The organism is Geodermatophilus arenarius (assembly GCF_042654585.1).
GTDB classification, from domain to species: Bacteria; Actinomycetota; Actinomycetes; order Mycobacteriales; family Geodermatophilaceae; genus Geodermatophilus; species Geodermatophilus arenarius.
The window spans coordinates 182409-202884 of the sequence record NZ_JBHSGR010000004.1 but is presented as its reverse complement, the minus strand read 5'-3'; the positions used below and the strand labels follow the sequence as shown (position 1 = coordinate 202884).

The 20476-nt window shown below is 77.2% G+C and carries 19 protein-coding genes; 10 read left to right on the top strand and 9 right to left on the bottom strand.

The window, feature by feature from the left end; all coding sequences use genetic code 11:
• Positions 1-73 precede the first annotated feature (73 nt).
• Positions 74-433, bottom strand: a complete 360-nt coding sequence (locus ACFO3M_RS05925; RefSeq protein WP_387987494.1) for a Rieske (2Fe-2S) protein — start codon at positions 431-433, stop codon at positions 74-76.
• Between the two features lie 111 nt (positions 434-544).
• On the opposite strand from ACFO3M_RS05925, the gene ACFO3M_RS05920 reads away from it, so the two are divergent.
• Positions 545-2608: a TPM domain-containing protein gene (locus ACFO3M_RS05920; protein ID WP_387987492.1), complete on the top strand. Its 2064-nt coding sequence runs from the start codon at positions 545-547 to the stop codon at positions 2606-2608.
• A 128-nt stretch (positions 2609-2736) separates the two neighbouring features.
• On the opposite strand, the gene ACFO3M_RS05915 is transcribed toward ACFO3M_RS05920, so the two are convergent.
• From ACFO3M_RS05915 to ACFO3M_RS05900, 4 genes are all read right to left on the bottom strand, one after another.
• Positions 2737-3165 (bottom strand): PPOX class F420-dependent oxidoreductase, encoded by a 429-nt coding sequence (locus ACFO3M_RS05915; protein WP_387987491.1) that lies wholly within the window; start codon positions 3163-3165, stop codon positions 2737-2739.
• A complete protein-coding gene (locus tag ACFO3M_RS05910) occupies positions 3162-4133 on the bottom strand; it encodes a pirin family protein (RefSeq protein ID WP_387987489.1) in 972 nt (323 codons plus the stop codon). Before ACFO3M_RS05910 ends, ACFO3M_RS05915 begins: the two co-directional genes overlap by 4 nt.
• 34 nt (positions 4134-4167) lie before the next feature.
• Complete coding sequence (locus ACFO3M_RS05905; protein WP_387987488.1) at positions 4168-5079, bottom strand: DUF5996 family protein; 912 nt, start codon at positions 5077-5079, stop codon at positions 4168-4170.
• Between the two features lie 90 nt (positions 5080-5169).
• Positions 5170-6156, bottom strand: a complete 987-nt coding sequence (locus ACFO3M_RS05900) for a pirin family protein (RefSeq protein ID WP_387987487.1) — start codon at positions 6154-6156, stop codon at positions 5170-5172.
• Positions 6157-6263: 107 nt separating this feature from the next.
• On the opposite strand from ACFO3M_RS05900, the gene ACFO3M_RS05895 reads away from it, so the two are divergent.
• Both ACFO3M_RS05895 and ACFO3M_RS05890 read left to right on the top strand, forming a co-directional pair.
• On the top strand, positions 6264-7283 hold the full coding sequence (locus ACFO3M_RS05895; protein ID WP_387987485.1) for a methylenetetrahydrofolate reductase C-terminal domain-containing protein: 1020 nt from the start codon (positions 6264-6266) through the stop codon (positions 7281-7283).
• Positions 7280-8044 (top strand): class I SAM-dependent methyltransferase, encoded by a 765-nt coding sequence (locus tag ACFO3M_RS05890; protein ID WP_387987483.1) that lies wholly within the window; start codon positions 7280-7282, stop codon positions 8042-8044. Before ACFO3M_RS05895 ends, ACFO3M_RS05890 begins: the two co-directional genes overlap by 4 nt.
• Positions 8045-8067: 23 nt before the next feature.
• Here ACFO3M_RS05890 and ACFO3M_RS05885 read toward each other — a convergent pair whose 3' ends face one another.
• A complete protein-coding gene (locus tag ACFO3M_RS05885; RefSeq protein WP_387987482.1) occupies positions 8068-9600 on the bottom strand; it encodes a Mur ligase family protein in 1533 nt (510 codons plus the stop codon).
• 111 nt (positions 9601-9711) lie between these two features.
• On the opposite strand from ACFO3M_RS05885, the gene ACFO3M_RS05880 reads away from it, so the two are divergent.
• The 3 genes from ACFO3M_RS05880 to ACFO3M_RS05870 are packed head-to-tail and all read left to right on the top strand — an operon-like array spanning position 9712 to position 13147.
• Positions 9712-11307 (top strand): circularly permuted type 2 ATP-grasp protein, encoded by a 1596-nt coding sequence (locus ACFO3M_RS05880; RefSeq protein WP_387987480.1) that lies wholly within the window; start codon positions 9712-9714, stop codon positions 11305-11307.
• Positions 11301-12251 (top strand): alpha-E domain-containing protein, encoded by a 951-nt coding sequence (locus ACFO3M_RS05875; protein ID WP_387987478.1) that lies wholly within the window; start codon positions 11301-11303, stop codon positions 12249-12251. Before ACFO3M_RS05880 ends, ACFO3M_RS05875 begins: the two co-directional genes overlap by 7 nt.
• A complete protein-coding gene (locus tag ACFO3M_RS05870; protein ID WP_387987477.1) occupies positions 12248-13147 on the top strand; it encodes a transglutaminase family protein in 900 nt (299 codons plus the stop codon). The genes ACFO3M_RS05875 and ACFO3M_RS05870 overlap by 4 nt, the downstream gene beginning before the upstream one ends.
• Positions 13148-13234: 87 nt before the next feature.
• On the opposite strand, the gene ACFO3M_RS05865 is transcribed toward ACFO3M_RS05870, so the two are convergent.
• Complete coding sequence (locus ACFO3M_RS05865; RefSeq protein ID WP_387987476.1) at positions 13235-14008, bottom strand: hypothetical protein; 774 nt, start codon at positions 14006-14008, stop codon at positions 13235-13237.
• A gap of 159 nt (positions 14009-14167) precedes the next feature.
• On the opposite strand from ACFO3M_RS05865, the gene ACFO3M_RS05860 reads away from it, so the two are divergent.
• Positions 14168-15988, top strand: a complete 1821-nt coding sequence (locus ACFO3M_RS05860; protein WP_387987475.1) for an ABC-F family ATP-binding cassette domain-containing protein — start codon at positions 14168-14170, stop codon at positions 15986-15988.
• A 15-nt stretch (positions 15989-16003) separates the two neighbouring features.
• Here the strand turns inward: ACFO3M_RS05860 and ACFO3M_RS05855 are convergent, their stop codons facing one another.
• On the bottom strand, positions 16004-16315 hold the full coding sequence (locus tag ACFO3M_RS05855) for a hypothetical protein (protein ID WP_387987473.1): 312 nt from the start codon (positions 16313-16315) through the stop codon (positions 16004-16006).
• 105 nt (positions 16316-16420) lie between these two features.
• Here ACFO3M_RS05855 and ACFO3M_RS05850 point away from each other — a divergent pair, with 105 nt between their 5' ends.
• The gene (locus tag ACFO3M_RS05850) at positions 16421-17470 is read left to right on the top strand and encodes a helix-turn-helix transcriptional regulator (protein ID WP_387987471.1); all 1050 of its coding nucleotides are present in this window, start codon (positions 16421-16423) and stop codon (positions 17468-17470) included.
• Positions 17471-17717: 247 nt separating this feature from the next.
• Here ACFO3M_RS05850 and ACFO3M_RS05845 read toward each other — a convergent pair whose 3' ends face one another.
• The gene (locus tag ACFO3M_RS05845; RefSeq protein ID WP_387987470.1) at positions 17718-18422 is read right to left on the bottom strand and encodes a hypothetical protein; all 705 of its coding nucleotides are present in this window, start codon (positions 18420-18422) and stop codon (positions 17718-17720) included.
• Positions 18423-18607: 185 nt separating this feature from the next.
• Here ACFO3M_RS05845 and ACFO3M_RS05840 point away from each other — a divergent pair, with 185 nt between their 5' ends.
• Together ACFO3M_RS05840 and ACFO3M_RS05835 are read left to right on the top strand one after the other, a co-directional pair.
• Complete coding sequence (locus tag ACFO3M_RS05840) at positions 18608-19786, top strand: sensor histidine kinase (RefSeq protein WP_387987468.1); 1179 nt, start codon at positions 18608-18610, stop codon at positions 19784-19786.
• Entirely contained in the window at positions 19783-20442 is a 660-nt protein-coding gene (locus tag ACFO3M_RS05835; RefSeq protein WP_387987467.1) for a response regulator, read from the top strand. Before ACFO3M_RS05840 ends, ACFO3M_RS05835 begins: the two co-directional genes overlap by 4 nt.
• Positions 20443-20476: the final 34 nt, after the last annotated feature.

Sequence of the window (20476 nt, the reverse complement as noted above, 5' to 3'; positions counted from 1 at the left end):
CTCGCGGCGGCGCCCTGCAGGAGGGCCGTCCCCACGTCCCGGCCGCCGGGACGTGGGGATCGCTCCCCGTGCCTCAGTCCTCCACGACGACGTCGTCGCCGCGGCGCAGCGCCCGCTTCACCCGCAGCCGCAGCACCTTCGCGTAGCCCCGGACGAACTGGGTGTAGCCCGGCGTGGGCCCGTGGTAGCCGAGGAAGCCGCGCGGGCCCTCGACCATCTCGCCGGTGCGCACGTCGAACCGGCTCTGGTGCCACGGGCAGACCAGGCAGCCGTCCTCGTCGAGGGACCCCTCGGAGAGGTCGGCGAGCTGGTGGCGGCAGCGGCGGGACACGGCGAAGTACTCGCCGTCGCGGTTGCCCACCGCCCACCTCCCGGCCCGGCCCACCGTCCCCGGGGGCAGCCGGTCGGCGGGGATGCGGTCGGTCTCGCTCACGGGTGGTCCTCCTCGGGTCGGGACTCGGTCGACCGCCCCCTACCCGGTCGTGCCCGTCCCATCCCGCCGAAAGGGAGGCGCCCACCTAGGGTCGGGACCGTGCGCCGGCTGATGGGGGTCCTCGCAGTCACGGCCGCGGTCCTGGTCGCCGGCGGCAGCCCGGCGCTGGCCGAGCCGCCCTTCGACGTCCCCGACGAGGTGACCGACCGCGCCGGCGTGCTCGGCTCCGGGGGACTCGCGCAGGTGCAGCAGGCGGTCGACGAGCGGCAGGCCGAGGACGGCACGCAGGCGTTCGTCGTCTACGTGGCCAGCTTCGACGGCATCGACCAGGGGGCGTGGGCGCAGGCCACCGCGGAGGCGTCCGGACTCGGGTCGACCGACGTGCTGTTCGCCGTCGCGGTGGACGACCGGCGCTACGGCTACTGGGTCGACGACGCGTTCCCGCAGACGGACGCGGAGGTCGAGGAGTTCCTCGCGCGCGACGTCGAGCCCGAGCTCGGCGCCGACGACTGGGCCGGCGCCGGGGTGGCCTTCGCCGAGGGCGTCGGCGACCCGGCGGGCTCCGGCTCCGACGGTGGCTCGGGGGCCGTCACCGCCGCCGTCGTCGGAGGGGTCGCCGTCGTCGGCGGAGGTGCCTACCTGGTGGCGCGCTCGCGGCGCCGCCGGCAGGGGACGCCGCCGCCGACGACGCGGATCGAGCGGCCCGACCCGAACGCCGGTGTGCCCACCGAGGAGCTGCAGGGCCGGGCCGGCGCCGCGCTGCTCGACCTCGACGAGGCGGTGAAGACCTCCCAGCTGGACCTGGACTTCGCCCGGCTGCAGTACGGGGAGGCCGCCGTCGCCGGGTTCACCGAGGCGCTGGGGCAGTCGCGGCAGGAGCTCACCCGCGCCTTCACGCTGCGCCAGCAGCTCGACGACGAGGTCCCGGAGGACGAGCCGGCGCGGCGGCGGATCCTGGGCGAGATCCTGCAGCTCACCGCGGCCGCCGACGCCCGGCTCGACGAGCAGGCGCAGGCCTTCGAGCAGCTGCGCGACCTCGAGCGCACCGCCCCGCAGGCGCTGGAGGCGCTGGGCCCGCGGATCACCGCGCTGCACGGCCGGCTGCCGCAGGACGAGCAGCGGATGACCCGGCTGCAGCGGCGGTACGCGGCGTCCGCGCTGGCGCCGGTGGCCGACAACCTCGACCAGGCCCGCGCGCGGCTGGCCGCCGCCGAGCAGGAGGTCGCCGAGGCCCGGGCCGCGCTCGACGCCGGCCGCTCCGGCGAGGCGGTGGGCGACCTGCGGGCGGCCGAGGACGCGGTGGCCCAGGTCGGCACGCTGCTCGACGCCGTCGCCCGGCTCGAGCGCGACCTCGAGGAGGCCGCCGCCCGGCTGCCCGCCGTCCGCGCCGAGACCGAGGAGGACCTCGCCGAGGCCCGCGCCCTGGTGGCCTCCGGGAACGCCGGCGGGCTGCGGCCGCAGGTGGCCCGGGCCGAGACGGGGCTCGCCGCGGCGGAGGAGGCCATGGGCTCCGGCGACGGCGCGCTGCCCGACCCGCTCACCGCGCTGCGAAGGCTGGAGGAGGCCGACGTCGCGCTGGAGCAGGCGCTCGCCGTCGCCCGGGACGCGCAGACCCGGGCCCGCCGGGCGGCCGCGGCGCTGGACCAGACGCTGCTGCGGGCCCGCTCGGCGGTGGCCGCCGCGGCGGACTTCGTCGCCACCCGGCGCGGCGCGGTCGGCCCCGAGGCCCGCACGCGGCTGGCCGAGGCGCAGCGCCACCTCGACGCCGCCGTCGGCACCGGGCGCACCGACCCCGAGGGCGCGCTGCGGGAGGCGCAGCTGGCCGACCAGCTCGCGCAGTCGGCGCTGCAGCTCGCGCAGTCCGACGTCGCCACGTGGTCCTCGGGCTACGGCGGCGGGTACGGCGGCGGCTACGGCGGCGGCTACGGGCCGGGGTACGCGCCGGGGTACGGCGGCGGGCGGGGCGGCGTCGACCTCGGCAGCCTCGTGCTCGGCGGCATCCTGGCCGGCGGCTTCGGCGGCGGGCACGGCCGGGGCCACGGGGGCGGGGGGCTCGGCGGTGGCTTCGGTGGTGGCCTGGGGAGCGGTGGCCTGGGGAGCGGTGGCGGGCGGCCGCGGGGCGGCAGCTTCGGCGGCTCGCGCAGCCGCGGCCGCAGCGGCGGCGGCCGCTTCTGACGCGGCTCCCGCATACGTCCGCGGAGGTGCACGGGAGGCTCGGCGGCCCGGCGGGTCGTCCCCGGCGCGCCGGAGGGCGGCAACCGGCTCCTCCCTGCCGGAGGAGCCGCCGGGCGCGTCAGCCCGGGTCAGCCGGGCAGCTGGCCGTAGGTGTGCTCGGGGGTGAACCGGACGACCAGGCGCCGCTCGGCCACCATCGCCCGGCGGTAGTCGTCCCAGTCCTCGTGTTCCTCGGAGATGCCGCGGTAGTAGGCGACGAGCTCCTCCACCGTGGCGTCGTGCGGGTCGGCGGCGACCGGGGTGAGCTCCGCGGTGCCCTCGACGGCCACCCACGACCAGAGGTCGCGCGAGGTCACGTGCAGGGTGAGCCGCGGGTCGGCCCGGAGGTTGCGCGTCTTGGCCCGGTCCGCGGTCACCGAGATCCGGAACAGCCGCCGCTCCGGGTCGTAGGCGTAGCCGACGGTGGACACCTGGGGCCGCCCGTCGCGCTTGACCGTGGCCAGCACGCCCATGTGGTGCTCCGCCACGAAGGCCAGGTGCCGCTCGTCGGCGGTCACCGGACCCGCCCCCGGGCCTTGAGCGGCACCGGCGGCAGCGCCGGCGCGAGCTGCCGCTGGTCCTCGTCGAACCCGGCGACGACGCCGAACCGCGGGTCGCCGTCGTTCCACCGCTCGGCGTACTCGGCGATCTCCTCGCCGGAGCGGCCGACGAAGTTCCACCACATGACCAGCCGCTCCTCGAACGGCTCGCCGCCGAGCAGCAGCAGCCTCGTGGCCGCCTCGGTCCGGATCCGCACCGACCGCCGGCCGGTGCCCAGGTAGACCATCGCCCCGTGCGCCAGCGGCGCGCCCTCGACGTCGGCCCCGCCCGAGGCGCCGAGGAGCGCGTGCTCGAAGTCCGGCTCCAGCGGCACCTCGACGTCGGCGCCCGCGGCCAGGTCCAGGTCGACGCCGACGATCGGCGTGTGCGCGGTGCCCGGCGACACCGCGCCGCCGAACCCGCCCATGAGCACCGTCGCGGTCAGCCCGTCGGAGGTGAACCCGGGCAGCGTCGCGTGGTGCTCGAAGGCAGGCGCGGTGTCGCGGGTGGCGTCGGGCAGCGCCACCCACAGCTGGGCGCCGTGCAGGAACCGCGGGTGCGGCACCGGCGACTGCTCGGAGTGCGCGATGCCGTGCCCGGCGGTCATGAGCGCGAGCTGGCCGGGGCCGAAGGTGACGTCGCTGCCGAGCGAGTCGCGGTGGTGCACGGTGCCCTGGAGCAGCCAGGACACCGTCTGCAGCCCGGTGTGCGGGTGCGGGGTCACCTGCATGCCGGAGGTCGCCGCGACGTCGTCGGGGCCGTAGTGGTCGACGAACGCCCAGGCGCCGACCATCCGGCGGCCGAGAGTCGGCAGCAGCCGCCGGACGACGGTGTTCTCCCCCAGCGGCACCTCCTTGGCGGGCAGCAGGTCGAGGGCCGGACCGGCGGCCGTGCCGTCCAGGCCACCCACCTCGCGCGGGGTGGGGCGGGGCTCGGTGTTGCTCATGGGCGGACCTCCGGACGGCGGACGGTGGGCAGGGTCAGCGGGGTTCGGGCGCGGTCGGGCAGCGCAGTGCGGCCAGGTCCCAGCCGGCGCGGCGGGCGCCGGCGGCGTAGGCGCTCTCCAGGAACTCCAGGACGGTGGCGCGCGGGTCGGCCGCCGCCCGCACGTCCTCGTAGGGCAGCAGCGCGAGGTGGGCACCGCGGCTGTCGATCCACCGCGCCGCCGCCGGCCGCAGCGGCTCCTCGGCCAGGCCCGCGGGCTCGGGCGCGGTGTAGGAGTAGAACGCCGGCTCCGGGACCTGGTCGTCGCCGAACCAGAAGCCGGCGCTGACCACCTCGTGCGAGTAGGCCTCGCGGGTGACCGGGTCGACGGTGTCCGGCTGCTCCACCCGGCGGTCGGAGAAGCGGGTGACGGCCAGGTCGAAGGTGTGCCAGAAGTGGTGCACCGGGCTGGTCTTGGCGTAGCTGCGGCCGGCGAACTCCTCGAGCACCTGGGCCACCTGGCCGAGCACCACCCAGTAGCGGGTCACCGCGGCGCGGTCGTAGGCGGCGTGGTGCTCGTCCTCGGCGAACGGCGTGCGGTCGGCCAGGTCGAAGGGGACGGGCAGCTCGACGGTCGCGGGCAGGCCCAGCGCCGACAGGCTGCCGAGCAGCTGCCGGTAGAAGGCCGCCACGCTCAGCCCGGGCAGCGGGAACGACGTCCGCCGCCCGTCGGCCACGGCGATCTCGAGCCGGTGGTCGACCAGGTCGAGGTCGACGGCGAAGACGGGGTCGAAGCCCATCGGCCGGGTGGTCAGGCCGCGGCCGGTGAGGTGGAAGGGGACGTGCCACCAGTGGTTGCGCCGCGGGGCGTTGGCCAGCCGCAGCTTGCCCACGACCTGCAGGAACCGGTGCAGGGTGTCCTTGGTGTCGGCCCAGTCGGCCAGCGGCACGGGCGGGAAGACGGGCACGGGGGCTCCTCGGTCGGCGGTCGCGGCCAGCATGCAGGCCCCGGCGGCGGCGCGGAAGCCGCCACCGGGGCCGTGCTCACCGTCCGCTGCTCACTGCCCGGTCCCGCCGCGCACGGCGGCGTGCGCGTAGGTGGCCGGGATGCTGCCGAGCCGGCCGGCCCGGGAGTCGGCGAACGCGTCGAGCAGCTCCTGCCGGGTGTTCATGACGAACGGCCCGTACATCGCGATCGGCTCACGGATCGGCCGCCCGCCGAGGACGACGACGTCGAGCGCCGGCGTGCGCGACTCCTGCCGCACCGCGCCGCGGACGGTCACCGTGTCGCCGGGGCCGAGGACGGCGAGCCGGCCGGTGCGCACCGGCGCCCCGTCGATGCCGACCGAGCCGGCGCCGGACAGGACGTAGACCAGTGCGTTGAACGAGGGGTCCCACGGCAGGTCGAGCGTCGCGCCGGGGGAGACGGTGGCGTGCACCATCGCCATCGGCGTGTACGTCGAGCCCGGCCCGCGGTGTCCGGCGACGTCGCCGGCGATGACCCGCAGCAACGCGCCGGCGTCGGGGCTGGCCAGCAGCACCGACCGGTCGGCGCGCAGGTCCTGGTACCGCGGCTGCACCCACTTCTGCGCCCGCGGCAGGTTCACCCACAGCTGCAGGCCGTGGAACAGCCCGCCGCTGGCGACGAGGTGCTCCGGCGGCCGCTCGACGTGCAGCACGCCGCCGCCGGCGGTCATCCACTGCGTGTCGCCGTCGCTGATCGTGCCGCCGCCCCCGTGCGAGTCGGCGTGCTCGAAGGTGCCGTCGAGGATGTAGGTGACGGTCTCGAAGCCGCGGTGCGGGTGCCAGGACGTGCCCCTGGGCTCACCGGGGGCGTACTCGACCTCGCCCATCTGGTCCATGTGCAGGAACGGGTCCAGGTCGCGCAGGTCGACCCCGGCGAAGGCGCGGCGGACCGGGAAGCCCTCGCCCTCGAGGCCCGACGGCGCGGTGGTCACCGAGCGGGTGCGGCGGCGGACCGTGCCCGGCCCGGGCAGCGGGACGCGCGGCAGGGTGGTGGTGTCCTCGACGGTGACGGCGGGCATCGCCGGCCTCCTCAGTTGAGCTCTCAACCAGTGGCGACCACAGCACCGCGTGCGGCGGATCTGTTCCCGGTCGTTTCGCCCGCCCGCGCACCGGTCACGTCCCGGGGGTGGACGAGGTCGGCCGGCGGCCCGGTTGCCCGAAGCGCATGGTCTTCGGTCCGTGCGGCGGGGTCCGGGACGACGGCCGCTGCGAGGTCGCCGAGGAGCGGTGCGTCTTCGTCGACGACCCCGCGCCGGCGTGGGAGGCGCCGGTGCCGCCCCCCGCGCCGCCCCGGCCGGGCGGCCTGCTCGACCGCGCCCGCACCCGGCCCGTCGTGCTGACCGACCTCAGCGTGGCGCCCTACGACCCGGCCTCCCTGCGCCGGGTGGTCGAGGCGCTGGCCCCCGTCTCCGACGGGCTGCTGGTGGGCGAGCACGCCAACCGCCCGGACTTCCCGCCCACCCTCGTCGCCGCGGAGGTCCTGCAGGCCGGCGGCCGGCCGTGGACCACGCTGGCCTGCCGGGACCGCAACCGCGTCGTCCTCGAGCAGGAGCTGGCCGGCCTGGCCGCCGTCGGCGTCGACGGCGTCCTCTGCGTGACCGGCGACGCCCGCGGCCCCGGTGTCCGGCCCGGCGCCACCCAGGTCTTCGACCTCGACGGCGTCCGGCTGGCCGCGCTCGCGGCGACCGCCGGGCTGCCGGTCGCCGTCCCGGAGTCGCCGTCCGCACCGCCGGTGCACCGGCGCCCCGCCCGGGTGGCGGACAAGCAGCGGGCCGGCGCGCAGCTGTGCGTGCTCAACCACGTGCGCACGCCGGCCGAGGTGGCGGCCTTCGTCGCCGCGGCCCGCCGGGCCGGGGCCACGCTGCCGTTCGTCGCCGCGGTGGCGGTCTACACCGACGAGCGGTCGGCCCGGGTGCTCCAGGGGTTCCCCGGCCTGCACGTGGACGACGCGACGGTCGAGCGCGTGCTCGCGGCCCCGGACCCCCGGGCGGCCGGCATCGCGGCCGCGGTGGCCGAGGCCCGGGCGCTGCTGGCGGTCCCCGGGGTCGTCGGGGTCAACCTCTCCGGCCTGGCCGCGGGCGGCGGGGAGGACGCAGGGGCGCAGGTCAAGGCGGAGGTCGCCGCCGCCGTCCGGGAGGTCGCGTGAGCGAGCTGGAGAGCGAGGCGATGGAGGCCGAGTTCGGCGACGTCGCCGGCTGGACCGAGGAGGCGGTGCGGGCGCTGGGGGCCGGGCACGCCATCCCGGCCGGGTGCCGCGGCAGCGGCAGCGAGGGCGCGCTGCGCTGGCTGGCCGACCGGCTGGCGCTGCGCCCGGGCAGCCGGGTGCTCGACGCCGGCGCCGGGGTCGGCGGCCCGGCCGGCTGGCTGGCCGCCGACCGCGGGGTCCGGCCCGTGTGCGCCGAGCCGATGCACACCGCGGCGCGGGCGGCCGCCCGGTTGTTCGGCCTGCCGTCGGTCACGGCGGTGGCCCAGCGGCTGCCCTTCCGCGACGCCGCGTTCGACGCGGAGTGGTGCCTCGGGGTGCTGTGCACGACCGCCGACAAGCCCGGTGCGCTGGCCGAGCTGCGCCGGGTGCTGGCCGACGGCGGCCGGCTGGGCCTGCTGGTCTTCGTCGCCGTCGGCCCGCTGCCGCCGCCGCTGCCGGAGGGCAACGAGTTCCCCGGCGAGCGCGAACTGGCGGAGCTGGTGACCGCGGCCGGGTTCCGGCTGGGGGAGACCGCGACCGCGGACCTCGGGGACAGCCCGCCGGAGTGGAGCGGGCGGGCCGACGCCGTCGACGCCGAGGTGGCCCGCCGGCACGGGGAGGACCCGCGCTGGCGCGAGGCGCAGGAGCAGTCCCGCCGGGTGGGCCGGCTGCTCGCCGACGGCGCGCTGCGGCCGTGGCTCGGGGTCGCCGAGGCGCGCTGACGCCGGCCGCGGGGAGGGGCGGGTCAGGAGGCGAGCTCGCCCTCGGTGGCGACCACCGGCGGGCCGTGCTCGGCGATCAGCGCGGTGGTGGCGACCTCGGCGTCGTCGAGGTGGACGGCGTCGCGCGGGTCGGTCGTGTCGAGCACCCGGGTCTCGTGCCCGCGGCCCACGAGCAGGACGACGTCGGCCGGGTCGGCGGCGCGCACCGCCGCCAGGATCGCCGCGCGCCGGTCCGGGACGGTGCGCACGGCCGCGTCCGCTCCCAGCAGGCCGACCCGCAGCTCGGCCACGATCGCCGCCGGGTCCTCCCCGTGGCTGCCCTCGTTGGTCAGCCAGACGACGTCGGCCGCGCGGGCGGACTCGCCCAGGCCCTGCCGCTTGTACCGGTCGCGGCGGCCGCGGGCGCCGAGCACCAGGTGCACCCGGCCGCCGGGCCCGCACAGGTCGCGGGCGGTGGTGACCGCCGCGGCCAGCGCGCGCGGGGTGTGCGCGTAGTCCACGACGACCAGCGGCCGCCCGCGCCCGCCGAGCACGGTGTTGCGCCCCCGCGGCGGCGCGACCGTGGCCAGGCCGTCGGCGATCCGCACCGGGTCCACCCCGAGCACCCGCCCGGTGGCCCACGCCGCGGCCAGGTTGGTCACGTGCACCCGGCCGACCAGCGGGCTGTGCACCCGGTGGCCGCCGGTGTCGTCGGCCAGCAGCACGTCGGTGCCGCCGGCGCCGGTGCGCCAGCCCAGGACCCGGACGTCGGCGTCCGCGGCCGAGCCCACGCGGGTCACCGGCACCGGCGCCTGGTCGGCCAGCCGCCGGCCCCACGGCTCGTCGACCACCACGACGCCGGCCGCCGCGCGGTCGCGCTCGAACAGCCGCGCCTTGCTCGCCCAGTACTGCTCGAGGGTGCCGTGGTGGTCGAGGTGGTCCTCCTCGAAGCCGGTGAACACCGCGACGTCGAAGCGCAGCCCGTCGATGCGGCCCACGTCCAGCGCGATCGAGGACGCCTCGACGACGGCCCGCCGCGCCCCGGCGTCGACCATCCAGCGCAGCAGCTCGTGCAGCTCCGGGGCCTCGGGCGTGGTCAGCGCCGTCCCGCGCGAGCGGGTGCCGACGGACGCGCCGAGCGTGCCGACGACGCCGGTGCGGACGCCCGCCGCGTCGAGCACCCCGCGCACGAGCGCGCCGGTCGTCGTCTTGCCGTTGCTGCCGGTCACCCCGACCAGGCGCAGGGCGCGCGCCGGGTCGCCGGCGAGCAGCGCGCCGAGCGGGCCGAGCTGGGCGCGCACCGAGGAGACGCGCAGCTGCGGCAGCGCGACGTCGACCGGCCGGTCCACCAGCAGCGCCGCGGCACCCGCCCGCGCGGCGGCCCCGGCGTGCCGGTGCCCGTCGCTGACCGCGCCGCGGACGCAGGCGAACAGCGAGCCGGGCGCCACCCGCCGGGAGTCGGTGACCAGGCCGCGCACGGTCAGGGCGTCGGTACCCCCGACGCGGCGGACCTCCCCGCCGGGGACGGTGGCCGCCCGCCGCTCGACGTCCGGCCAGGTCACGGCGGGGAGGGGCACCCGGCCGACGGTAGGTGGCGCGCAATGTTCTCGCAGGTCGAGCAATGCGCCCCGGCGCGTCGTCGCCGTCCGGAAACGCGCCGGACACACGCCCGAACTAGGTTCCGGACCATGGCGGACCTCTTCGACGGCTACCCACTCGGGGAGCAGTGGGACGAGATGTTCGGCGGCCCGGCGCAGCCCCGGCCGGCCTACGCTGGGCTGTTCGCGTCGCTGCAGCCGATGGCCGGCGAGGAGCTCGCCGCGCGGGCGGACCTGCTGTCGCAGACCTACCGGGACGCCGGGGTCACCTTCGCCCACGCCGGCGAGGAGCAGCCCTTCCCGCTGGACATCGTGCCGCGGGTGATCGGGGCCGACGAGTGGGCGGTCGTCGAGCGCGGCGTCGCCCAGCGGGTGCACGCGCTGGAGGCCTTCCTCGCCGACGTCTACGGCGCGGGTGAGGTCTTCGCCGACGGCGTCGTGCCGCGCAGCGTGGTCACGACGAGCGCGCACTTCCACCGGCAGGCCCACGGGCTGGTGCCGCCCAACGGCGTGCGGGTGCACGTGGCCGGGATCGACCTGGTGCGCGACGAGGCCGGCGACTTCCGGGTGCTCGAGGACAACCTGCGCTCGCCGTCCGGGGTCAGCTACGTCATCACCAACCGCGCGGCGATGAGCCAGGTGCTGCCCGAGCTGTTCGCCGACCACCGCATCGAGCCGGTCGCGGACTACCCGACCCGGCTGCTCGAGGCGCTCAAGGCCTCGGCGCCGCCCAACGTCAGCGACCCGACCGTCGTCCTGCTCACCCCGGGCGTCTACAACTCCGCCTACTTCGAGCACGCGCTGCTGGCCCGGCAGATGGGGGTGGAGCTGGTCGAGGGCCGCGACCTGGTGTGCGCCGGCAACCAGGTGAGCATGCGCACCACCGACGGCCAGCGCCGCGTCGACGTCATCTACCGGCGCATCGACGACGACTTCCTCGACCCGGTGCACTTCCGTCCCGACTCGGTGATCGGCTGCGCCGGCGTCCTCAACGCCGCCCGCGCCGGCCGGGTGACCATCGCCAACGCCGTCGGCAACGGCGTCGCCGACGACAAGCTGCTCTACACCTGGGTGCCCGACCTCGTCCGCTACTACCTCGCCGAGGAGCCGGTCCTCGACAACGCCGAGACCCACCGGCTCGACGACGAGGACACCGTGCGCTGGGTGCTCGACTCCCTCGACCAGCTGGTGCTCAAGCCGGTCGACGGCTCGGGCGGCAAGGGCATCGTCATCGGCCCGCGCGCCGACGACGCGACGCTCGCCGAGCTGGCGGAGAAGGTCCGCGCCCGGCCCCGCGACTGGATCGCGCAGCGGCCGATCGGGCTGTCGACGTCGCCGACGCTGGTGGGCGGCCGGATCGCCCCGCGGCACGTCGACCTGCGGCCGTTCGCCGTCAACGACGGCGAGCGGGTCTGGGTGCTGCCCGGCGGGCTGACCCGCGTGGCGCTGCCCGAGGGCGAGCTGGTGGTCAACTCCAGCCAGGGCGGGGGCTCGAAGGACACGTGGGTGTTCAGCCCGCCGCGGCCGGCGCCCGAGGACGACGAGCCGCCGGCGCGCACCCGGATCGAGTTCACCGCCGCCGACCTGCCCGGCGACCCGCCCGGCCAGGACCCCGGCCCGTTCGAGGACGCCGTCGCCGGCCAGTCGCAACAGCAGCAGCAGACCCTGGGGGAGACGCCGTGCTGAGCCGGATCGCGGAGTCGCTGTTCTGGATCGGCCGGTACGTCGAGCGCGCCGACGACACCGCCCGGATCCTCGACGTGCACACCCAGCGGCTGGTCGAGGACCCGTGGATCGACGAGCGGCGGGCCTGCGCGAACCTGCTCGGCCTCATGGGCGCGGGCGTGCCCGAGGAGGAGGCCGACACCGAGCGGGTGCTCGCGACCCTGGCCTTCGAGCGGGACAGCCCGAGCTCGATCGTCGGGGCGCTGTCGGCGGCGCGGGAGAACGCCCGCGGTGCCCGCGAGGTGCTCTCGGCCGAGATCTGGGAGTCGCTCAACGTCACGCACAACGCGCTGCCCCAGCAGCGCACGATGGCCCGCCGGTACGGGCCGCACTCGCTGTTCCGGTTCGTCCGCGAGCGCTCGGCCATGGTCTTCGGCCTGGCCGACTCCACGATGAGCCGCGACGAGTCCTGGCTGTTCCTCGTCCTCGGCCGCTCGCTGGAGCGGGTGGACATGACCGCGCGGATCCTCTCCACCCGCGTGCTGGCCGGGGACGCGGCGCCGTCGTGGACGCTGGTGCTGCGCTCCACCGGCGCCTACGAGCCCTACCTGCGCACCTACCGCGGCGTCGTCGACTCCAGCCGCGCAGCGGAGTTCCTGCTGCTGGACCGGCTGTTCCCGCGGTCGGTGTTCGCCGCGCTGGAGCAGGCCGAGGCGTGTCTGGCCGAGCTGGAGCGCTCCACCGTCCGCGACGCCACCCGCATCGGCGTGGCCGGCGAGGCACACCGGATCGTCGGCCGGGCGCGCACGATGCTCGAGTTCATGCCGCCGCCCGAGCTGCTGGACCGGCTGCCGCAGCGGCTCGACGAGCTGCAGCGCACCTGCTCGCTGGCCAGCGCGGCGGTCACCGGCCGGTTCTTCACCGAGCAGGCGCCGCAGGTGTGGGTGCCCGAGGGGGTCGCGTGAGCCAGTCGCAGGTCCAGACCCAGGTCCCCGGCCGGGCGCCGCGCCCGCCCGGCGACCGCTGGCGGCTGCAGGTCGTGCACACCACCCGGTTCCGCTACGGCGGGCCGGTGCGCTCCTCCTACAACGAGGCCCGGCTGACGCCGGAGAACAGCGGCCGGCAGACGACGCTGCGCTCGCGGGTGGAGATCGAGCCGGCCGCGACCGCGTTCGCCTACCGCGACTACTGGGGCTCGACGGTCACCGCCTTCGACCTGCACACCCCGCACCGGGAGCTGGTGGTCACCGGTACCTCGATCGTGGAGGCCGGCCCCGACGTCGTCGACCACGACCACGTGGGCTGGTCCGCCCTCCGCGGCCGGCTGGTCCGCGACCGCTTCGGCGAGCTGCTGGCCCCCACGCCCCGCACCGCCATGGACCCGACCGTGGTGCGCGCCGCCCGGGCCGCGGTCGGCGACGCCCCGCCGCACCAGGCCGGGCCCGCGGTGTGCCGGTTCGTCCGCGAGCACATGGAGTACCTGTCCGGCTCGACGTCGGTGCGGACGACGGCGATGCAGGCCTGGACGGCGGGCAGGGGCGTCTGCCAGGACATCTCGCACGTCACCGTGGGCCTGCTGCGCGAGCTGGGCCTGCCCGCCCGCTACGTCTCCGGCTACCTGCACCCTCGGCCGTCGGCCGGCATCGGCGAGACGGTGACCGGCGAGAGCCACGCCTGGGTGGAGTGGTGGGACGGCGGCTGGTGCGCCGCCGACCCCACCAACGGCGTCCCGATCGGGCCGCGGCACGTGACCCTGGGCCGCGGCCGCGACTACGGCGACGTCCCGCCGTTCACCGGCATCTTCTCGGGCCCGCGCAGCGAGGGGCACACGGTGACCGTGGAGGTCACCCGGCTGGCCTAGGAGCCCCTCGCCCGGGAGCTCCCCGCCCGGGAGCTCCCCGCCCGGGAGCTCCCCGCCCGGGAGCCCCTCGCCCGGGGAGCCCCTCGCCTAGAAGCCCCGGAGCAGCCGGGCGACGCCGGTGAGCTCCTCCTCGGCGTCGGCGTCGGGGAGCACCTCGGTGCGGTCGGCCAGCCGCGGCCGCCACGCGGGCGGGGCGGACTCCAGCCAGGCGGCGCCGGCGTCGGTGAGGCGGCCGTCGGAGCGCAGCGGCGCCCAGCCGCGCAGGAAGCGCAGCCCCTCGGCGGCGGTGACCAGGGTGCGGGCCACGCCGCGGCCGCGGTACACCGGCTCGACGGTGACGTCGTCGACCAGGCCGGAGCGGATCCACCAGCGGACCTCGGCGATCCGGTCGGTCATCCGCACCCCGGCGGCGGCGACCTCGTGCGGGCGGACGACCGCGCCGGGCCGGAAGGCGTTGCCGCGGAAGGCCAGCAGCGAGGCGGCCGGGACGGCGCTGGTCGCGTGGGTGACCTCGGCGAACCACATCGGCGGGCAGGTCCCCGACAGCTCCTCGGCGACCTCGATGCGCACCACCCGGCCGTCGGAGGCGCGGTGCCGGACGTCGACCTGCCAGCCGGCGGGGCGGCGCCCGCGGGCGTCGACGGCGGTCATGTCGACCGGGGTGCCGTCGGGGAAGCGGTCGGAGTTGACCGCCACCAGCGAGTACTCGACGGGGCCGGGGCCGCGGCGCAGCAGCCGGGCCCACCACAGCGCCGTCGTCCCCGGGGCGGGCTCGGCCAGCGGCGGGACCGCCCGCAGGCGCGGTGCCGCCGGCGCCGGGGCCGGGAACGCCGTGTCGTGGGCCGCTGCCGTCATGCTCATGTCGTCCTCCGCTCGTCCGCCCCGGACACCCGGGGTGTGCTGCCGATGACTCTCCGGACGCCGCTTGCGGGTGCCTTGGGGTCCACTAGCGGACCGCCCCGGGCGGCCGGGGCGTGCGGGCGGCCGGGGATACTGGGGTCCGATGACCTGGACCCGGCCGTGAGCGCCCCGCTGAACCTGCTCAACCTCGAGCGGGTCTCCAAGGCACACGGCACGACCGTGCTGCTCGACGGCGTCTCCCTCGGCGTCGCCGCCGGCGAGCGGATCGGCGTCGTGGGGCGCAACGGCAGCGGCAAGTCCACGCTGCTCGGCGTCCTCACCGGCCGCGAGGAGCCCGACTCCGGCCGGGTCACCCGGCGCGGCGACCTCGCCGTCGGCGTCCTCGACCAGTCCGGCACGCTGCCGCCGGGAGCCACCGTCCGCGACGTCGTCCTGCCCGGGACGCTGTTCGCCGCCGAGCACGAGTGGGCCGCCGACCCGGCCGTCCGCAGCGTGCTGACCGGCCTGGAGCTCGACCGGCTCGGCCTGGACAGCCCGGTCGCCCCGATGTCCGGCGGCGAGCGCCGGCGGGTCGCCCTGGCCGCGCAGCTGATCCGGCCGCTGGACCTGCTGGTGCTCGACGAGCCGACCAACCACCTCGACGTCGAGGGTGTCGCCTGGCTGGCCGACTTCGTCAAGCGGCGGGTCGGCGCGCTGGTCGTCGTCACCCACGACCGGTGGTTCCTCGACGAGGTCTGCACGCAGACCTGGGAGGTCACCGACGGCGCGGTGCACGCCTACGAGGGCGGCTACGCGGCCTACACGCTGGCCCGCGCCGAGCGCGCCCGCGTCGCGGCGGTGACCGAGGAGCGGCGGCTGAACCTGGTGCGCAAGGAGCTCGCGTGGCTGCGCCGCGGCGCGCCGGCGCGCACCAGCAAGCCGCGGTTCCGCATCGAGGCGGCCGAGGCGCTGATCGCCGACGAGCCGCCGCCGCGGGAGTCGATGGCGCTGAAGGGCTTCGCCGCCCGGCGGCTCGGCAGGACCGTCTACGACGTCGAGGACGTCGACTACGCCGTGCCCTCCGACGACGGCCCGCGGGCGCTGTTCCGCGACCTGACCTGGCACGTGGGCCCCGGCGACCGCATCGGCGTGGTCGGCGTCAACGGCGCGGGCAAGACCTCGCTGCTGCGGCTGCTGGTCGGCGAGGTCGAGCCGGACCGCGGCCGGGTGGTGCGCGGGCAGACGGTGGCGCCCGCGTACCTGTCGCAGCACGTCACCGAGCTGCCCGGGCGGCTGCGGGTGCTCGAGGCGGTGCAGGAGATCGCCCGCATCGCGCGGATCGGCAACCAGGAGGTCTCCGCGTCGTCGCTGGCCGAGCGGTTCGGCTTCCCGGCGTCGCGGCAGTGGACGCCGGTCGGCGACCTCTCCGGCGGCGAGCGGCGGCGGCTGCAGCTGCTGCGCCTGCTCATGGCCGAGCCGAACGTGCTGCTGCTCGACGAGCCGACCAACGACCTCGACATCGACACGCTCACCCAGCTCGAGGACCTGCTCGACTCCTTCCCCGGCACGGTGCTGGTGGTCAGCCACGACCGGTACTTCGTCGACCGGGTCTGCGACTCGGTGGTCGCGCTGATGGGCGACGGCTCGCTGGCCGCGCTGCCCGGTGGGGTGGAGGAGTACCTCGCCCGCCGGGCCGCCGGTGAGGCGGCACTGCCCTCGGCCGGCTCCGGTCTCGCGCCCGCCGGCGGCGCGGCCCCGGCGCCCGCCCCGGCCGGCCCCTCGGCGGCGGAGGTGCGCGCCGCCCGCAAGGAGGCCGCCCGGCTCGAGCGGCGGCTGGAGAAGCTCGGCGCGGAGGAGGAGCGGCTGCACGCCGAGCTCGCCGCCGCGGCCACCGACCACGCGAGGGTCGTGGAGCTCGACGGCCGGCTGCGGACCCTGCTGGCCGAGAAGGACCGGGTCGAGACCGACTGGCTGGCCGCCGCGGAGCTCGCCGAGGGCTGACCCGGCAGGAGGTGTTCACCCGGGTCGCCGACTCAGCGACGGTGCGGCTCGGACCGGCTCGAGGAGGCACGTCCGGGGCGTCCCGGCCAGCGCTGGTGAGCTGTCGCGGGAGGCCCACACCGTCGTCTCGAGGAAGTCGAGGAAGCGCTGCGCCTGCTCCCGGGTCGGGAAGTCGAGATCGACGAGGACGTAGCGGTCGTCGTCGACCGGGTGCCGTACCCGCTCGCCGCACACGCCGCCCTGTCGGCGGCGCTCGGCGAACCGGTCGAAGGCGGCCTTCCACGTGGGGAGGTCGCTGATCGGGTGCTCGATGTGCAGGGTGATCACGTCCACGACGCTAGGAACCGGGCGGCGGCGGCCCCATCCCAGATGTCTGGGGTCCGGTGACGCGCGGTGCTGTCCGGCGCGGCGGGGTGTCCGTAGCCTGCCGTCGTGGCCGGGTCCACGGCGGCGCGGGAGCGGGTCGAGCGGATCTGCGCGGCGGGTGCCGACGCCCGCACGTTGCGCCTGCGGCTGCTGGCCGAGCTCCGCCGCGCGGTCGGGTTCGACGCCTACGCCTGGGTGCTCACCGACCCGGAGACGCGGGTGGGCTGCGGGCCGCTGGCCGACGTCCCGTGCCTGCCCGAGCTGCCCCGGCTGATCCGGCTGCGCTACCTGACCGCGCTCAACCGCTGGACCACCCTGACCGACCGACCCGTCGCGCTGCTCGCCGAGGCCACAGACGGCGACCTCGGGCGCAGCCCGCTGTGGCGGGAGCTGCTGTGCCGGTACGACGTCGCCGACGTCGCCTCGGTGGTCTTCCGCGACGGCTTCGGCTGTTGGGCGTTCCTGGAGCTGTGGCGTACCGGAGGCCGGGCCTTCGACCGGGTCCACGCGCAGTTCCTGCGGGACGTCGCCCCGACCGTCACCACGGCCCTGCGGCGCGGCCAGGCGCGCACCTTCGAGACCGCCTCGCCCTCCGACCACCCGACCGGGCCCCTGCTCCTGCTGCTGGCGCCGGACCTGCAGGCGGTGCGGCAGACACCTGGCACGCGGGACGCGCTCCGGCTGCTGGTGCCCCGCGACGACGAGGGGCCGCCGGTTCCGGCCGGTGCCCTCAACGTCGCCGCCCAGTTGCTCGCTGTCGAGGCGGGGGTCGACGCCTCGCCGCCGTGGGCGCGGGTCCACCTGGCCGGGAACTGCTGGCTGACCCTGCGGGCCGCCCGGCTCGAGGGCGACGCTCCACGCGAGGAGCGCGACATCGCCGTCACCATCCACGAGTCGAGCGCCTCCGAGCGGCTGTCGCTGTTCGCCCGCTGCACGGGGCTCAGCGCCCGTGAGGCCGAGCTGCTCGCCCACCTGGCGACCGGCGCCGACACCCGCGACGTGGCCGCACGGATGTTCCTGTCCGCGCACACCGTGCAGGACCACCTCAAGTCGGTGTTCGACAAGACGGGCACCCGCAGTCGCCGGACGCTGCTGGCACGTGTCCTCGGCGCCTGACCCCCGGCGCGTTCGTCGAGGGGTGACCCGCCGTCGCTCCGCGCCCCTGTCCACCCGGGCGCGGAGGCGCCCAGGGGGCCGTCCAGCACCCTGTGATCGACACTGCCTGCCGAGGGCACCGAGCGCTGACCCGGCCCGGCGCGCGCTCGTGCTCCGGGTCCGCAGCGGACCCGGAGCACGAGCGGGTGGCCTCCCTGCAGGGGCCCGCCGCGAGCCTGCGAGTGGCGGAGGGCAGGGAGGTCCTCCCTCAGGCGACGGCGGCCTCGGCGCGGGTGCGGGCGAGCATCCGCAGGCCGACGACGACCGCCGGGACGGCGCCGACGAGGGCCAGGGCGCCGTGGACCGTCGGCGAGAACGGGATCACCGCGGAGGCCACGAGGCAGCCGACGGCCGGGAGCAGCAGCCACCAGCCGGTCACCCCGGCGCGGGCGAGACCCACGTAGCCGACGATCGGGCCGAGGAGCCCGAACAGGGTCAGGACGCCGACGACCGCGACCCCCGAGTTGGCCCCGACGGCGTCGTAGAGGCCCAGGGCGGTGGCCGGGTCGAGCTCGCGGCCGATGGCGCCGGTCCAGTGGTCGTAGAGCACGAAGCCGGCCACGGTGACCAGGCCGATCGCGGACAGCAGCGCCCCGACGACGGTCGGGATGCGCCCGCGGCGGCCCCGCACCAGCGTCGGGACGGCCAGCCAGGCCAGGGCCAGCGCCATGTTGCCGTAGTGCAGCAGCACCGCCGACAGCGTCGTCCGGCCCTCGTCGCGACCCAGGGCCGCGATGTAGTCGGCCGCCGCCTGGGAGTCCTGGGGCGGGGAGGTCACCATGCCGGCGACGTAGAGCAGCGAGCCGCCGACCAGGGCGGCGCCGGCGATCGGCAGCATCAGCGAGCCGGCGCTGCGGGCCGGGCGCGCCTCGGGGGTGGCGGCGGGACGGGTGGGGAGCGGGGAGGTGGTCATCGGTCCTCGTCGGTCGGGGCACCGCTCGCTGCGGTGCGTCGGCGAGGACTCTCCGGCCGCGGGCCCCTCCGCCACGTCCGTCCCGGCGGACCGACCGCCCTCCGCCGCGAGGAGGAGGGAGGGCGCGTGTCCATCGGCCGCGCGGGGGATCCCGGGCACCCCCGCGGGCCCCTACCGTGCTCGCCGTGCCCCGCTGGTCGTCGTCCCCCTCCGCCCGCCGGCTCGTCTGGCCGGTGCTCGGCGCCGTGCTCGCGGTGCTGTCGGTCGTCGAGACGCTGACCGAGGAGGTGTTCCGCTACCCGCTGGTCACCGCGCTGCCCGGCGTCGCCGTCGGGGCCGTCGTGGCGCTCGGCGCCCGGTGGCCGGAGGCGGCCGCGGTGGCCGGCGGGCTCAGCGTGCTCGGCAACTACGCGCTGGGGACGCCCGGTCCCGGCGGCGCCCAGTTGATCGCGATGGCGGTGCTCGTCGGGCACGCCGCCGCGGTGCTGCCGGTGCGGCGGGGGCTGCGCGCGGCCGTCGTCGCGACGCTGGTCGTGGTGGGCAGCGGCATCGCCTTCGGCCCCTCCACCTGGGAGAGCGTCTTCTACCTGGTCGTCACCGGCACCGCCTGGGCGGTCGGGGTCCTCGTGCGGCAGTCGCACTCGCGCTCGCTGGCGCTGCAGGCGCTCGCCGCGCGGCTGGCCGAGCAGCAGGAGGCGGTGGCCGGCGCCGCGGTGGTGGCCGAGCGGGCGCGCATCGCCCGCGAGGTGCACGACTCGGTGGCGCACGCGGTGAGCGTGATGGTGCTGCAGATGGGCGGCCTGCGCCGGCTGCTGCCCGACCACCCGGAGGCCCAGGACGTGCTGCTGGGGCTGGAGCGGCTGGGGCGCGAGTCGGTCGACGAGATGCGCCGGGTGGTCGGCATCCTCCGCGAGTCCGGCGGCGGCGACCCGGCGCCGCGGCCGTCGCTGTCCCGGCTCGACGCCGTCCTCGCCGAGCTGCGCGCCGGCGGGATGCCGGTGCGGCTCGTCGTCACGGGGGAGCCGGCCGAGCTGCCGCAGCTGGTCGACGTCGCGGCCGTCCGCGTGGTGCAGGAGGCGCTGTCCAACGTCGTCCGGCACGCCGGTGCCGCGGCCACGTGCGTGGAGGTCGCCTGGAGGCCGGGCCGGGTGACGGTGACCGTCACCGACGACGGCCGGCCGCGGGTCCCCGTGCCGCCGCCGGTCCCCGGCACCGGCGGGCACGGGCAGCTGCACATGCGCGAGCGGGTGGCCGTGGCCGGTGGCGACCTCTCCGTGGGGCCGGTCCGCGGCGGCGGCTACCGGGTCCGCGCCGGCTTCCCGGTGCCCGCGCCGGCGAGCGCGCCCGCGGCGGTGGGCGCGTGACGATCCGGGTGGTGCTGGTCGACGACCAGTCGATGATCCGCACCGGCCTGCGGATGGTGCTGGCCGCCGAGCCCGACATCGAGGTGGTCGGGGAGGCCGGCGACGGCGCCGGCGGCGTGCGGGTGGTCACCGAGCTCGCGCCCGACGTGGTGCTGCTCGACGTCCGGATGCCCGGCACGGACGGGCTCGAGGCGGCCCGCCGGATCGTCGGGGCCGGCCTGCCCACGCGCGTCGTCGTCCTCACCACGTTCGACGAGGACGAGTACGTGGCCGCCGCGCTGCGCGCCGGGGTCAGCGGGTTCCTGCTCAAGGTGGCCCCGCCCGAGGACCTGGTGGCCGCGGTGCGCACCGTGGCCGCCGGGCAGGGGCTGCTCGACCCGGCCGTGACGCTGCGGGTGATCCGGTCCTTCGCCGCGGCGCCCGCGCCCGACCCCGGCCGCGCCGCGGAGCTCGCGGCGCTGACCGAGCGGGAGACCGACGTCCTGGCGCTGGTCGCCGCCGGGCTGTCCAACGCCGAGATCGCCGCGCGGCTGTACCTCGGCGAGGCGACGGTGAAGACGCACGTCAGCCGGGTGCTGCTCAAGCTGGGCCTGCGCGACCGGGTCCAGGCGGTTGCATTCGCCTACGAGTCGGGCCTGGTGACGCCGGGTAGGTGACCCGGTTCTCCGCACCCCCGGTTTCCCGGCGCGG

What these genes read in the sequence shown, in the direction of transcription:
- ACFO3M_RS05920 (WP_387987492.1), top strand. Translation starts at nt 545, where the DNA reads ATGGGGGTCCTCGCAGTCACGGCCGCGGTCCTGGTCGCCGGCGGCAGC.
- ACFO3M_RS05910 (WP_387987489.1), bottom strand. Translation starts at nt 4,133, where the DNA reads ATGAGCAACACCGAGCCCCGCCCCACCCCGCGCGAGGTGGGTGGCCTG.
- ACFO3M_RS05900 (WP_387987487.1), bottom strand. Translation starts at nt 6,156, where the DNA reads ATGCCCGCCGTCACCGTCGAGGACACCACCACCCTGCCGCGCGTCCCG.
- ACFO3M_RS05880 (WP_387987480.1), top strand. Translation starts at nt 9,712, where the DNA reads ATGGCGGACCTCTTCGACGGCTACCCACTCGGGGAGCAGTGGGACGAG.
- ACFO3M_RS05865 (WP_387987476.1), bottom strand. Translation starts at nt 14,008, where the DNA reads ATGAGCATGACGGCAGCGGCCCACGACACGGCGTTCCCGGCCCCGGCG.
- ACFO3M_RS05845 (WP_387987470.1), bottom strand. Translation starts at nt 18,422, where the DNA reads ATGACCACCTCCCCGCTCCCCACCCGTCCCGCCGCCACCCCCGAGGCG.